This is a genomic window from Pseudomonas sp. BN505 (assembly GCF_029873175.1).
Classification (GTDB): Bacteria; Pseudomonadota; Gammaproteobacteria; order Pseudomonadales; family Pseudomonadaceae; genus Aquipseudomonas; species Aquipseudomonas putida.
Window position 1 is genome coordinate 126511 of sequence record NZ_SSOI01000066.1, and the last position, 14509, is coordinate 141019.

Annotated in this window: 12 protein-coding genes; 7 read left to right on the forward strand and 5 right to left on the reverse strand. The window is 64.3% G+C overall.

Annotation, left to right across the window (positions count from 1 at the left end):
• Window positions 1-27: 27 nt before the first annotated feature.
• The gene (locus E8E78_RS21780) at window positions 28-1245 is read right to left on the reverse strand and encodes an amidohydrolase family protein (RefSeq protein ID WP_084967430.1); all 1218 of its coding nucleotides are present in this window, start codon (window positions 1243-1245) and stop codon (window positions 28-30) included.
• 283 nt (window positions 1246-1528) lie between these two features.
• Here E8E78_RS21780 and E8E78_RS21785 point away from each other — a divergent pair, with 283 nt between their 5' ends.
• A complete protein-coding gene (locus E8E78_RS21785; protein ID WP_084967429.1) occupies window positions 1529-2695 on the forward strand; it encodes an MFS transporter in 1167 nt (388 codons plus the stop codon).
• A gap of 112 nt (window positions 2696-2807) precedes the next feature.
• Complete coding sequence (locus tag E8E78_RS21790; protein ID WP_016487984.1) at window positions 2808-3446, forward strand: TetR family transcriptional regulator; 639 nt, start codon at window positions 2808-2810, stop codon at window positions 3444-3446.
• 3 nt (window positions 3447-3449) lie between these two features.
• On the opposite strand, the gene E8E78_RS21795 is transcribed toward E8E78_RS21790, so the two are convergent.
• The 4 genes from E8E78_RS21795 to E8E78_RS21810 all read right to left on the reverse strand — a co-directional run bounded on the left by E8E78_RS21795 (window position 3450) and on the right by E8E78_RS21810 (window position 9216).
• Entirely contained in the window at window positions 3450-7013 is a 3564-nt protein-coding gene (locus E8E78_RS21795; protein WP_280314302.1) for a molybdopterin cofactor-binding domain-containing protein, read from the reverse strand.
• Window positions 7010-7483: a (2Fe-2S)-binding protein gene (locus tag E8E78_RS21800; protein WP_059395936.1), complete on the reverse strand. Its 474-nt coding sequence runs from the start codon at window positions 7481-7483 to the stop codon at window positions 7010-7012. Before E8E78_RS21800 ends, E8E78_RS21795 begins: the two co-directional genes overlap by 4 nt.
• 133 nt (window positions 7484-7616) lie before the next feature.
• Window positions 7617-8093: a MarR family winged helix-turn-helix transcriptional regulator gene (locus tag E8E78_RS21805; RefSeq protein ID WP_049274749.1), complete on the reverse strand. Its 477-nt coding sequence runs from the start codon at window positions 8091-8093 to the stop codon at window positions 7617-7619.
• Between the two features lie 70 nt (window positions 8094-8163).
• Complete coding sequence (locus E8E78_RS21810) at window positions 8164-9216, reverse strand: 2,5-dihydroxypyridine 5,6-dioxygenase (RefSeq protein ID WP_049274750.1); 1053 nt, start codon at window positions 9214-9216, stop codon at window positions 8164-8166.
• A 323-nt stretch (window positions 9217-9539) separates the two neighbouring features.
• Here E8E78_RS21810 and nicC point away from each other — a divergent pair, with 323 nt between their 5' ends.
• The 5 genes from nicC (at window position 9540) to E8E78_RS21835 (ending at window position 14435) form a co-directional block, all read left to right on the forward strand.
• Window positions 9540-10688 (forward strand): 6-hydroxynicotinate 3-monooxygenase, encoded by a 1149-nt coding sequence (gene nicC / locus E8E78_RS21815; RefSeq protein ID WP_049274752.1) that lies wholly within the window; start codon window positions 9540-9542, stop codon window positions 10686-10688.
• The gene (gene nicD, locus E8E78_RS21820; protein ID WP_061203126.1) at window positions 10685-11491 is read left to right on the forward strand and encodes an N-formylmaleamate deformylase; all 807 of its coding nucleotides are present in this window, start codon (window positions 10685-10687) and stop codon (window positions 11489-11491) included. The genes nicC and nicD overlap by 4 nt, the downstream gene beginning before the upstream one ends.
• Window positions 11492-11504: 13 nt before the next feature.
• Window positions 11505-12257: a maleate isomerase gene (locus E8E78_RS21825; protein WP_016498886.1), complete on the forward strand. Its 753-nt coding sequence runs from the start codon at window positions 11505-11507 to the stop codon at window positions 12255-12257.
• A 15-nt stretch (window positions 12258-12272) separates the two neighbouring features.
• Window positions 12273-12914, forward strand: coding sequence for an N-carbamoylsarcosine amidohydrolase (locus E8E78_RS21830; protein ID WP_041167667.1), 642 nt, complete (start codon window positions 12273-12275; stop codon window positions 12912-12914).
• A 207-nt stretch (window positions 12915-13121) separates the two neighbouring features.
• Complete coding sequence (locus E8E78_RS21835) at window positions 13122-14435, forward strand: MFS transporter (protein ID WP_059395932.1); 1314 nt, start codon at window positions 13122-13124, stop codon at window positions 14433-14435.
• The last annotated feature ends 74 nt before the right edge of the window (window positions 14436-14509 follow it).

Here is a 14509-nt window from a genome sequence, read left to right on the forward strand (position 1 = left end):
GGGCTGGGGTCTGTACTTTGCCTGCGATTAACGGCGCAGTTCGGTAGCAAACTGCACTGCCTTCAACTGCAACTGCGCAGGCCCGCCCCAGAACGCGCCGTGGCGCACGATCACCCGTTCATGAATGGCAGCCGCTACCGCCGCAGCGGCATTGGGTGCCTTGAACAGCACGAAGCTGGCCTCGTTACCAACCTTCAAACCATAGTCCTGTTTGCCCATCACCCCGGCACTGGCTTCGGTCGCCATTTCCAGTGCAACCCGCAGCTCGCCATCGGTATTGAAGCCCGAGCGATAGCTGACCAGCATCGCCCGCTGCAGCATGTCGCCATTGCCGTAGGGCCACCAGGCGTCCTGGATGTTGTCGTTGCCGGTAAATACCCGCACGCCGCCGTTACGCAGGCGCAGCACGGGTGGGAACGCATGTTCGCCGGGGGCGTTGGTCATGATGGATATGCCGGCGCCCGCCAGTACTTCGGCCGTGCGGTCGACCACAGCATCGGATACGTCGCCCAGGCCGTAGGCGTGGCTGACCGCCACCAGGCCTTGCATGCCCAGTGCCTGGGTGCGTGCCGCAATGCGCTCGAGCTGGGCGATGCAGATATCGCCCGGCTCGTGCAGGTGAATGTCGACCTTCACGCCATGCCGTTCGGCGATGCCGAAGACAATGTCCAGCTGGGCGTCGGCGTCGCCATCCAGTGTGGTGGGGTCGATGCCGCCGACCACCTGCACGCCTTCGCGCATGGCCGCTTCCATCACTTCAGCCGTGCCGGGGCAGCTCACCACGCCTGCCTGGGGGAAGGCCACCAGCTCGATGTCGAGCAGGTCTTTCCACTTGTCCCGGGCTTCGAGCATGGCGTGCAGATTGGTCAGGCCGGTGGTGGCGTCCACGTCCACGTGGCAGCGCATCGCCAGGGTGCCGAACGAGGCGGCTTGGCGCATCAGCGCATCGGCGCGCTCGACGATGGGTGGGGCACTGGCCAGTTCGCGTTTTTCCACGGCCAGGCGCTCGCGCAGGCTGGCGACCGGTTGGTGCGGTCGCCAGCGGTCGCCGACAAAGCTCTTGTCCAGGTGGATGTGGCCATCGACAAAGCCTGGCAGCACCAGCAGGCCTTCGAGGTCGATGGTTTCACGGGCTGGGGTGCTGGCGCGTTGCGGGCCGATGTGGGTGATGCGCCCGTTGGTTACGGCAATGTGCAGAGGCATGCCATCGGCGTCGATGGCGTTGATGAACTCACGGTCGTTCATGATCGGGCCTTTTCTACTGAGGCTTGGGTGACGTACCACGGTAGGGGGGATGCCGATAGGTCTCCAATTAATTATCAGGATCGGGTGCAGTGCATTTATGGATGCAGCCCAGGGCAGTCTGGCCTGCATTAAAAAGCCCACTGATATCGATGCCGATAATTAACTTTCAAAGCCTTCCATCTCGGCCCACGATTGCCCACGAGACCCGCCCAGCCGCCAGCTACGGCGCCTTTCAGGGCAGGTCGCCACACACAATAAAAACAAATGCCGTGTCGGGGTCCCCATGACGCAAGATTCCAAGCTGCTGCGTGCCGCGCTGATTTTCATCGCCTGTACTTCCTTCATCGTCTGTGGCGTACAACCCATCTTCATGGGGTTGGTCACGGAGCAACTGAGCCTGTCACTCGATCAGCAGGGCTGGGTGGTGTCGGTCGAGATGATCGGCATGACCCTGGGTACCTTGCTTTGCCCGGTGCTGATGAAGCGCCACGGCGGGCGCAGCCTGTGCCTGATCGTGGGCGCACTGTGCGTGGCCTTGAGCATCGCGACCGCCTTTGCCACCACCAACACCCTGCTACTGATCGTGCGCCTGGCGGCCGGCACCTGTGCGGGGCTGGTGTATGCCTATGCGGTGTCCACGCTGGGCCGCTTGCCCAACCAGGACCGTTCGTTCGGGTTGATGCTGTTGCTGCAAACCCCAGAGTACTCGCTGTTTTCCGCAGCGTTGCCGTTGCTGGCCGCGCAGAGTGGCACGGTAACCGCCCTGTGCGCGTTCGGCCTGTGGTACTTGCTGATCTGCGGCGCCAGCCTGGTGCTGCCACGTCGCCCGCCGGCGTTGCTGGCCAGTGGCGAAGCCTCGCCTGCCCAGGGTGGTTCGGCGCGCACGGGGCGTACTGCGTTGGTGGGCATGCTGTTCATGCAGATCGCCATCTACTGCGTATGGGGCTTCATTGACCAGTTGGCGCGAGACCAGGGTATCAGCGGGGTGGATATCGGCTGGGCGTTTGGCCTGTCGGCCCTTGGTGGTTTGCCGGGTGCGGGGCTGCCTAGCCTGCTGGGTGCGCGGGTCAATCGCCAGCTGATGATCGCCGTAGGGCTGGTGGCGGTGTTCATTTCCATCGCCATGCTCACCGGCCATACCCGCACGCCGATGCAGTTGTTCGTCGCGTTGCTGCTGATCAACTTTGGCTGGGTGCTGTCGTTGTCCTACTACATGGCGCTGATCACCACCAACGACCCGACTGGCAAGCTGACGCCTTTGGTCAGCATTACCTTGATGGGGGCTGCAGCAGTGACGCCGGCACTGATTGCCATGCTGGTGGAGGGCTCCAACCAGCAGCTGATTTTCCTGTTGGGTACCGGGGCATTGGTGATTGCCTTTGCAGTTACCTGCCTGGGCGCTGGGGCCAAGCCTGCCAGGCAAGGAAGTGTGCATGATTCGACGGTTTAGCTGTAAGCCTGCTGGAGCAGTGCGGGCAGCGTGGTGATACAGCACGTTGTCTCGCAAAGGCCCAACGTCTGTGGCAGTGTTGGGTTATCTCGCCAGCCCCTCAGGGACCGACATGCAAACTCGCAAAACCGGTGTTCGTGCCCAACAAGCCGACCGCACCCGGGACAACATTCTCAAGGCTGCGGTGAAGGTCTTCAGCAAGGAAGGCTTCACCGGTGGGCGTATCGAGCAGATCTCCACGCTGGCCAAGTCCAACGACCGGATGATCTATTACTACTTCGGCAGCAAGGAAAAGCTGTTCATCAGCGTGCTGGAGCATATCTACGCCAGCTTCAACCAGGCCGAAGCCAAGCTGCGCATCGACCTCGGCGACCCGGAACAGGCCCTGCGTGAGCTGGTGGCGTTCATCTGGGACTATTACGTGCGCCACCCCGAATTCGTCACCATCCTCGCCACCGAAAACCTTCACCAGGGCCAGCACGCGCGCAAGTCGCAGAACCTTAAGGCGCTGTCCGGCGAAGCGGTCGGCGTGCTGCGGCCGATCATTGAAGCAGGCCAGGCCAAGGGCCTGTTCCGCGACGACATCGACATCACCCACGCCTACCTGATGATTGCCTCGCTTTGCTATTTCTATAATTCCAACCGCCACACCCTCAGCTCGTTTCTGGCCGTAGACCTGGCCGACAAGCAGGCCAAGGCCGACTGGCTGGTATTTATCAGCGACCTTGCCCTGCGCGGCCTGCGCCGCTGACGCTCAGTGGCTGCCGGGGTTGGCGCGCACCTGCGCGGCCTTGGCCGCCAGGCCTTGCCAGGCCGGCTTGTCCGCAGCGAAGCGCTGGCGCAGGTAAGCTGCCAGGTCGGCGACCTGGCGGTCCGACAGGCTGTCCTTGAAGCCGGGCATGTAGCCCAGGTCACGGGTTGCGGGGGTGGCAATGCCGTGCAACACCACGCGCAGCAGGTTGTCCGGCAGGGGGCTGTGGACGTTGCTGTTGACCGCCATCGACGGGCTGACGCCAAACAGCTTCGGCCCCAGACCATCGCTGTGGCAGGCCATGCATGCGCCTTTGAATACCCGCTCGCCGTTGCTCAGCGACACTTGCGTGTCCACCTGGGGCGCGGCCTTGGCGGCCACTGCCTGTGGCTCGCCGTCGAGTGAACCTAGGTAGTGGGCAATGGCACGCACGTCGCTCTTTGGCAGGGTGGCCAGTTCGCTGACCACCGGGCCCATGGGGCCGGCCGCTACACCGTGCTTTTCGGAGAAGCCGGTGCTCAGGTAGCTGAACAGTTCGTCTTCGCTCCACGGCGTGGATGATTTGCCCAGCGCATTCAGGGCCGGGGCTTCCCAGCCATCGACCATGCCGCCCGCCAGGTAGCTGCTGCCGCCTTTTTCCGCGCCCATCAGGTTGCGCGGCGAGTGGCAGGCGGTGCAGTGGCCCAGGCCGTCGACCAGGTAGGCGCCGCGGTTCCACTGCGCACTGCGCTGCGGGTCGGGCTGGTATTCGCCGCGTTGCAGAAACAGCGCATTCCAGCCGGCCATCAGTGGCCGCTGGTTGAACGGGAAGCGCATCTGGTTGGCGGGTGCTTCCTGGCGTACCGGAGTTTGCGACATCAGGTAGGCATACAGCGCCTGCATGTCGGCGTCGTTGATGTTGCGAAATGAGGTATAGGGGAACGCCGGGTACAGGTGCCGACCGTCGCGGCTGATGCCTTCGCGCATGGCCCGCTCGAAGGCGCCGAATGACCAACGGCCGATGCCGGTTTCCGGGTCGGGCGTGATGTTGGTGCTGTACAGCGTGCCGAACGGTGTTTCCATCGCCAGCCCGCCTGTATTGACCTTGCCGCCGCTGACCGTATGGCACACGGCGCAGTCACCGGCCGCCGCCACCTGGCGCCCACGCTCGAGCATCGCGGCGCTCCAGCTGCCAGCGCCTGGCGGGGTGACCGGGGCGATTTCGGCGCGCCAGGGCAGGGCTGTGGCGAGTACGCCCAATGCAGCGCCGAATACCCCGGCCAGCGAGCCGAACCACCACTTCGAACGCTTGGTGGTCGGCTGCGCTGGCGCGGGCGCGTCAGGGCCCTGACCTTCGCCATCGAGGGCGGCACGCACCCGTTCCGCCGTGATTGGCAGTTCGCGAAAACGAATGCCGGTCGCGTCGAAAATGGCATTGGCGATGGCCGCCGCGCTCGGTACCGAGGCCGACTCGCCACTGCCCATCGGCGCTTCGTGCTGACGCGGCAGCATCATCACGTCGATGGCCGGCAGTTCGGGGAAGGTCAGGATCGGGTAGCCGCCCCATTCCTTGCTGGCCACCGTCGACTCTTCGAAGCTGACCTGTTCCTTGAGCACCCGGCTGGTGGACTGGATGACGTTACCGTGGATCTGGTGGCGCACGCCCTCGGGGTTGACCATCATCCCGGCATCGTGGCCGATCACCACGCGGGTGACGGCCACTTCACCGGTGCGCCGGTCCACCGCGACATCGGCCACCCATGCCGCCCACGCCGCGCCAAAACCGGGGAATTTGCTGTGGATGTAGCGTGCATAGGCAAAGCCCCTGCCGCGCAGCACATCGCCTTCGGCCTGCGCCTGCATGGGCCGGGTATGCGGCTGCCATTCGGCGCGGTCGGCGGTGGCCTTGACCAGGTCGATGGCGCGCGGGTCGGACAGGTGCCTGAGGCGGTATTCGACCGGGTCGACGCCAGCGGCAAAGGCCAGCTCATCGATGTACGACTCGTGGGCGAAGCTGTTGGGCATGGCCGACACGCCACGCATCCACGAGGCACGTACCAGTGGCGTCATGTCGTTGATGGTGACGCGCATGTGTTCGTAGTCATAGGGCGGTATAGAGGTGCGGTCGCCCATCTCGAACAGGGCCGGCACTGGCTCCACGGCGCCGGTCAACAGCAGGGCCAGGGTAGGTGCGCCATTGGAGGGGTAGCTGGTCTGGAAGTCGTAGGCGGCCACGCTGCCGTCGGCGTTCAGGCCGCCGTCGATTTCCATCAGTTGCGCGGTGCCCTTGGGCTCCCACACATGCTCCTGCTCGCGGGTCAGCTGCACCCGCACCGGGCGCTGTACCGCGCGCGACAGCAGCACCGCGTCGGCGCACACGTCATCGGCACAGTTGCGGCCGTAGCAACCGGCGGCCTCCATGCGAATGATCTCGATGCGCTCCTCTGTGCACTCCAGCAGCCAGGCGAGGTCGGCGCGCAGCAGGTGCGGGTTCTGCGTGCCGGACCACACGCGGATCGGCCCATCGGTGAAGTCGGCCAGCGCGCACGAGGGGCCGATCGATGCGTGCAGCTGGTACGGCCACAGGTAGCTGCGGCTCAGGCGCTGGGTGGCATTGGCGATGCCGCCGTCGACATCGCCCTGGTCCAGCACAGTGCGCTGTACCCGCGGGTTGTCGCGGATGGCCTGGGCGACATCGCTGAGGTCGGGCAGCTTGCCTGTGAATGGTTTCCAGCTGATTTTCAGCGCCTGGGCCGCGCGGATCGCTTGCTCTTCGCGCTCGGCCACCACGCCGACAAAGTCGCGGATGACGACCACGGCCACCACGCCGGGCAAATGGGCGATGGACGATTCATCTACCGCCAGCAGGCTGTTGCCGACGAAGTCGCCGCTGTCATGACCGGCGTAGGGCGGGCGGATCACCCGGCCGTGAAGCATGTCGGGCAGGCGCATGTCATGCACGTAGGTCAGCTCGCCGGTGGCCTTGCCGGGAATGTCTACCCGTGCAGCGCTGCGGCCGACCAGGCGGTAGTCGTCGATGGCCTTGAGCGGGGCATCGTCGGCAATGTGCAGCTGGTGGTTTTCGTCCTGTACCAGTTCGGCAAAACGCAGCGTGCTGCCATCGCTGGCGATGACCGCGCCTTCTTCGATGCGTAGCACTTCGGGCGTGCAGCCAAGGCGTTGCGCGGCCTGTTGCAGCAGGTGGCGCCGCGCGGTGGCGGCTGCCTTGCGCAGGGGCACGGCGGAAATCTGCAGGGTGGCGCTGGCGATGGTCGCGCCCTGGTTGGGTGCCCGCTCGGTGTCGCCCAGCACCATGTGCACCTGGTCCATGTGCAGGTCCAGCTCTTCGGCGACGATTTGCGCCAGCGAGGTGCGGATGCCGGTGCCCAGGTCGACGTGGCCGTTGAAGGCGTAGACCATGCCGTCGTCGCTGACAGCGATGAACAGCGCCAGCTCGCGCGCCTTGACCACAGGCGTCACACCCTTGGCCACGGGGCCCGAGGGTGGGGTGATTTGGTCGACGATCAGCAACACGCCAGTCTTGGCCAGCAGCTGGTCGCGGCTGGGCACCTGTTGTGAGTGGTTCATGCTTTTCTCCGGGTCTCGGCGGCGCGGCGCACGGCGCGCAGGATTTCGACGTGAGTGCCGCAGCGGCACAGGTTGCCGGACAGTTCCTGGCGAATCTGTTCGTCGCTGGGGTCGGGGATGCGGTCGAGCAGGGCCTTGGTGGTCATGATCATGCCGTTCATGCAGTAGCCGCACTGTGCTGCCTGTTCGGCGATGAACGCCTGTTGCACCGGGTGTGGCGCGGCCTTGCTGCCCAGCCCTTCGAGGGTGGTGATGTCGCGGCCCGCAGCGCCGGCCAGGGGGATGACGCACGAGCGTGCGGCCACGCCGTCGATGATCACCGTGCACGCCCCGCATTCGCCCAGGCCGCAGCCGTATTTGGGCCCGTTCAGGCACAGGTCGTTGCGCAGGATCAGCAGCAGCGGGGTGTCGGGCATGGCGCTGACTTCGACAGGCTGGCCGTTGACCCGCAGGGAGATGGTTGTTTGCATTGTTGGCTCATCTCTGGAGGTTGCTTGCGCTACCAAAGGACTCACATGACGCGAGAGTTTCGGTAAGTACTCACTACATGAAATGAGTGAGCAAGAAGCAGGCCAGAGATGGTTTGCCGGGCGCGTCAGCTTGTCAGCCGGGGTTTTCGTCGCTGTCGATCATCTTGCGCAGGAGGTACAAAATGGCCACGCGTTCGCCGGCATTCAGGCTGCCCATGCTCAATTCGCTGATCTGCAGGGCGCAGGGGATCATTGCGTCGAGCAATGCAGCGCCGCTGTCGGTGAGTTCGACAATGACCTTGCGCCGGTCGCCCGGGTCTGGTGACAGCTGCACCAGCTCGCGCGCCTTCAGGCGCTCGACGATGCCGCGGATGGTTGCCTGGTCCACCGCGGTGGCCTTGATCAGTTCGGCCTGGGAGCTGGGGCCATGGTCGCGCAGGGCACACAGGGTAACGAACTGGATCGAGGTAAGCTGCGGGTCGCAGGCCTGCTGCTGGAAGATTGCCGTGTGCCGCTGGTAAGCCTTGCGCAGCAGGTGGCCGACTTGTTCGGTGACGTCATAGGGTGTGGTGTCTAGCGGGGCGCTGCTGGGGGTGGTTTTCTTTGGCATGGGATGGCTTGGGCTGGGTGGAAAGGTGCTGGCCGGCCGCCAATAGCGGAGCGCCCGGCCAGTATAACCACTATCGCGCCCGTGATTCTTCTGGTGCGACCACGTCGCCGGCCAGCACCACGGCCTTGTCATCCAGGTAGATATCGCAGTTGCGCAGCGGGATGTCCAGGTGGCAGGGGGTCTTGCGCTTGCCGCCGACCTCGGTGTTCGGGCCGGTGGAGAACAGGAAGTTGCCGTAGAACGCGCGGGCGTCCATGCACATGCCGTCGTTGCGGTCGTGCAAGCCCATGGCCGTCCACTGCGCGCGCGGTTGCAGGCCCCAGCCGATGTGTGAGATGCCGTACACCTCGGGGTCGTTGAAGTACCTCATGTAGTCGCGCAGGTACTCGGCCTCGAAGCCGCCGTGGATGCCGATGATAAAGCCTTTTTCAATCTCCAGGGTGATGCGCTCGCGGCAGTAGTTCTTGAACGGCAGGATGATGTCGCCCACATCCAGCACCAGCGTGCCCTCGGCACTGTCCTCGTTCGGCCAGGTGAACAGAAAACCGCTGGGCCAGTGGTCCCAGCGCCCTGGTTCGTCGGCATAGCCGTACTCGGTCACGGCCGGGTACTGGCCGAGCGGGGCGTGGAAGTCGCTGCCGGCTTTGGACCGCACATGCATGCTGCGCGCCTGTTTCAGCAAGGTTTCGGCGGCCAGCACCCGGCGTTTGTCGTCTTCGCTCGGCAGCATGCGCGCCAGCACTTCAGGTGGCTCCACCGCCAGCAGGATGCGCGTGCCGGTCTTGAGGATCTGCTCCTGCTCGGGCGAGTGCAGCAGCATCATGGTATCGACGACCAGGTCGGCCGCTTCCAGCGCCCGCTGCGCCGCCAGGTTGCCGGTCAGTGCGGTGTCGCCGCAGTAGGCAGTCATGTCGTTACCCATGGCGGTCGGGTGGTTGAACGCCGGCAGCTCTACCGCATACACCTTCGCCTTCAGGCGCTGCGCGGCCTCCATCGCGGCGTTGACCGTGCGCGGGTCGGAGTAGTGGCTCTTGAGTACGGCCACGCTCTGCGTCTCGTCCACGCGGGACAGCTTCAGTACATGCTCGAACATCTGGGTCAGTTGTGCATTGCTCACCGGCATCGGGGTTCTCCTGGGTGGCGTTGACAGGGGGTGCACCATGGCAGTGCCTGGCGCTTCATCTCGGTGCAAAATAATAGTGTGTACACCCTACTTTTGCAGATGAAAGCGCATCCGGACGGCGAGCGCAAGTTATCTATCAAACGTTACCTATTCACACAAATCACCAATGTTTGCGGTAACAGGTGGCCTGTATTGGTTTTCGATCAGGTGTTTGAAAAATATTCTGCCGTGCCTCTATCCAAAGTTCATTTACAGCGTATACGCTCTAAATCGTCAGGCGGTCGAACCGCTGGCCACATATCAGAACAAGAGGAGAGATACCCATGCGTGGTAGGCAGAAAATCGCAATCGTCGGTGCGGGTCTGGGTGGGGCGGCCGCCGCCACGTTGCTGCAGCAGGCCGGGTTCGATGTCGAGGTGTTCGAGCAGGCGCCGGAGTTCACCCGCCTGGGGGCGGGCATCCATATCGGCCCTAACGTGATGAAGATCTTCCGCCGCATGGGGCTGGAGCAGAAGCTGGAACTGATGGGCTCGCACCCGGACTTCTGGTTCAGCCGCGATGGCAATAGCGGTGACTACCTGGCACGCATCCCGCTGGGCGAGTTTGCCCGCCGCGAGTACGGCGCGGCCTACATCACCATTCACCGTGGCGACCTGCACGCCCTGCAGATCGAGGCGATCAAGCCGGGCACCGTGCACTTCGGCAAGCGCCTGCAAAAGATCGTCGACGAAGGCGACCAGGTGCGCCTGGACTTCGCCGACGGCACCCACACCGTGGCCGACATCGTCATCGGCGCCGACGGCATCCACTCCAGGATTCGTGAAGAACTGCTGGGCGCTGAAGCGCCGATCTACAGCGGTTGGGTCGCCCACCGTGCGCTGATCCGCGGGGTAAACCTGGCGCAGCATGCCGATGTGTTCGAGCCCTGCGTCAAGTGGTGGTCCGAAGACCGCCACATGATGGTCTACTACACCACCGGCAAGCGCGACGAGTACTACTTCGTCACCGGCGTACCTCACGCGGCCTGGGACTTCCAGGGGGCGTACGTCGACAGCAGCCAGGAGGAAATGCGCGCTGCCTTCGAGGGCTACCACCCCACCGTGCAGAAGCTGATCGACGCCACCGAGTCGATCACCAAATGGCCGTTGCGCAACCGCAACCCGCTGCCGCTGTGGAGCCGTGGCCGCCTGGTGCTGCTGGGTGATGCCTGCCACCCGATGAAGCCACACATGGCCCAGGGCGCGTGCATGGCCATCGAGGATGCAGCCATGCTGACCCGCTGCCTGCAAGAAACCGGGCTGTCCGACCACCGCACCGCGTTCGCCCTGTACGAGGCCAATCGCAAGGAGCGGGCATCCCGGGTGCAGGCGGTATCCAACGCCAACACCTTCCTCTACAGCCAGGAGGACCCGGCCTGGGTCTACGGCTATGACCTGTACGGCCAGGCGCTGAAAAGCGGGGAGGCGGCATGAGCACCTTCGTCGCCGGCGGCAACGTCTGCGCCAATGGCATCCGCCAGCATTACCTGCGCTATGGCGGCAAGGGCCATGCGCTGATCCTGGTGCCAGGCATCACCAGCCCGGCGATCACCTGGGGCTTCGTCGCCGAGCGCCTTGGGTTGTACTTCGACACCTACGTGCTGGATGTGCGCGGCCGCGGGTTGTCTTCAAGCGGCCCCGAACTGGACTACGGCACCGACGCCTGTGCTGCGGACATTCCGGCCTTTGCCGCAGCGCTGGGCCTGGACAGCTACCACCTGGTCGGGCACTCGATGGGCGCGCGCTTTGCCATTCGCGCGGCTGCCCAGGGAGCACCGGGGCTGCAGCGGCTGGTGCTGGTCGACCCGCCGGTGTCCGGGCCAGGCCGCCGTGCCTACCCGAGCAAGCTGCCGTGGTATGTGGATTCGATCCGCCAGGCCACGGTGGGCATGAGCGGCGACGACATGCGCGCATTCTGCGCCACCTGGAGCGACGAGCAGCTGGCGCTGCGGGCCGAATGGCTGCACACCTGTTACGAGCCGGCGATCGTGCGGGCGTTTGATGACTTTCACAACGTGGATATCCACCAGTACCTGCCTGCGGTGCGCCAGCCGGCATTGCTGATGGTGGCCGGGCGAGGTGGGGTAATCGAGCCACGTGACATCGCTGAAATACGTGAACTCAAGCCGGATATCCAGGTCGCGCATGTCGACAACGCCGGCCACATGATCCCATGGGATGACCTGGACGGCTTCTTCGCCGCTTTTGGCGACTTCCTCGACCAACCCCTTGTCTGACGGAGCACGAGACATGACCAAGCTATACCGCATCGGCCAGATCGTGCCGAGCTCGAACACCACGATGGAAACCGAAATCCCGGCGATGCTCAACGCGCGCCAGGCGATCCGCCCCGAGCGCTTCACCTTCCATTCCAGCCGCATGCGCATGAAGCAGGTGAAGAAGGAAGAGCTGGCCGCCATGGACGCCGAGTCCGACCGCTGCGCCATGGAACTGTCTGACGCCAAGGTGGATGTGCTGGGCTACGCCTGCCTGGTGGCGATCATGGCCATGGGCCTGGGCTATCACCGGCAATCGGAAAAGCGCTTGCAGCAGGCCACCGCCGACAACGACGCGCTGGCACCGGTAATCACCAGCGCCGGGGCGTTGGTCGAGGCCTTGCATGTGATGAAGGCCAAGCGCATTGCCATCGTCGCGCCGTACATGAAGCCTTTGACCGAGCTGGTGGTGAACTACATCCGCGAGGAAGGCTTTGAGGTGCAGGACTGGCGCGCGCTGGAAATCCCCGACAACCTCGCCGTGGCCCGCCATGACCCGGCCAACCTGCCAGGCATCGTCGCCGGCATGAACCTTGAGGGGGTCGATGTGGTGGTGCTCTCGGCCTGCGTGCAGATGCAATCGCTGCCGGCCGTGGCCAAGGTTGAGGCGCAAACCGGCAAACCGGTGGTGACCGCTGCCATCGCCACCACGTACGCCATGCTCAAGGCGCTGGACCTGGAGCCGGTCGTGCCGGGCGCCGGTGCCCTGCTGTCGGGCGCCTACTGAAATCGGGAGATGGACATGAGCGACGCACAAAGCGCCCGTGACAACTACCAGGGCGTATGGGGCCAGCGCATCGGCTTTGGCCGCAAACCAGCCCTGTTGATGATCGACTTCATGCAGGGCTATACCACCCCCGGCGCACCGCTGTACGCCCCGGGCGTGGTCGCGGCGGTCGAGCAGGCTGCCGGCCTGCTGGCGCTGGCCCGCGACTGCGGTACCCTGGTGGTGCATACCAACATCCGCTACCAGCCGCCGCATTTTGCTGACGGCGGCGTGTGGGTGCGCAAGGCGCCGGTGATGAAGGACATGGTCGAAGGCAACCCGCTGGCGGCGTTCTGTGAAGCCGTTGCGCCACAGGCAGGGGAGGTGGTGCTGAGCAAGCAGTACGCCAGTGCCTTCTTCGCCACCAGCCTGGCCCCGCTGCTGCATGCTCAAGGCGTGGATACCGTGGTACTGGCTGGCTGCTCCACCAGTGGCTGCATCCGGGCCAGTGCGGTGGATGCCATGCAGCACGGGTTTCGAACCATCGTGGTGCGCGAGTGCGTCGGTGATCGCCACAACGACCCGCACGAAGCCAACCTGTTCGACATCGACAGCAAGTATGGCGATGTCGTCACCCGCCAGGAGGCGATGCAGCAACTCAGGCACCTGGCCGGCTGAATGCCGGGTAGCCCTTACCAATAACAATCAAGGACCGGTGCGGGAAGCCCGTCCATGACCGCCTGCTGTCCGGGTGGTCGCCCCGCAGGAGCACTCGGGGTCTTCAGGCGCTGCCCAGGCACGCCGCGTATAGTGCGCGGGGTGCCCGGCGCGTCGAACACTGCTGGCCTTAAAACAACCACAAAGTCGCCCGCCAGGAGACAGGAAATGCCAATTGCGAATGCAACCACGGTCCACAGTGACATCGACCATGGCACTAAAGCGCTGTACAGCAAAATCACCTGGAGGCTCATCCCCTTCCTGTGCTTCTGCTACCTCGCAGCTTATCTGGACCGCATCAATGTCGGCTTCGCCAAGCTGCAGATGCTCGAAGACCTGCAGTTCAGCACAGCGGCCTATGGCCTGGGTGCCGGGCTGTTCTTTGTCGGCTATATCATTTTCGAAGTACCGAGCAACCTGATCCTGCAGCGCGTTGGCGCCAAGCTGTGGATCGCACGCATCATGATCACCTGGGGCCTGCTGTCGGCCTGCACCATGTTTGTTTCCACCACCACCCAGTTCTATGTCCTGCGTTTTCTGCTGGGTGCTGCCGAGGCCGGCTTCCTGCCGGGCGTGCTGTACTACCTGACCATGTGGTACCCCACCTATCGGCGCGGGCGCATCATTGCCTTGTTCATGATCGGGCTGCCCTTGTCGAGCGTGATCGGCGGGCCGATTTCTGGCTGGATCATGGGGCATTTCGACCAGGTGCATGGCCTGCACGGCTGGCAGTGGCTTTTTTTGCTGGAGGCGATCCCCAGTGTGTTGCTGGGCATCCTCACGTTTTGGGCATTGCCTAACCATTTCCAGCAGGCCAAGTGGCTGTCGGCTGACGACAAGGCGCAGTTGGCAGCGGACTTGGTGGCTGACGATGCCGAGGGCAAGGACAGCAAACACAGCTTTCGCGACGGCTTTTTCAACCTGAAGGTGTGGATGCTGGGGGGCATCGACTTTTCGATTTTGCTCAGCGCCTATGCCATGGGCTTCTGGATGCCGACCTTCATCCGCGATGCTGGCGTCAGCGATACCTTCCACATCGGTCTGCTGACGGCCATTCCGAGCCTGGCCGCACTGGCCGGCATGTTGATGATCGGGGCCAGCTCCGACCGCCACCGTGAGCGCCGCTGGCACATCATCGTGCCGTTCATCATTGGTGCAATCGCCATGGCCAGCAGCACGTTGTTCAGCCAGAACCTGGTGATGACCGTGGCGCTGTTCGCCATTGCCTCGGCAGCGATCATCGGCGCGGTGCCGGTGTTCTTCAGCCTGCCGGCTACCTTCCTCAAAGGCACTGCGGCCGCCACCGGCTTTGCCCTGGCTTGCTCGGTGGCCAACATCGCAGGCCTGGTGAGCAACTCACTCATGGGCCTGGTCACCGACCTCACCGGTACCTCCCACGCCGCATTGTGGGTGTTTGCCGGCTGCCTGATCCTCAGCTGCTTCCTGGTCATCGCCTTGCCGGCGAAGCTGGTCAACCGCTAGCGGCCCAGCGCTTCAAGCAACGGCAGGGCAGGCGGGCCGGGTGCCCGCCTGCCGACCCCTCTCTCGATGCAACC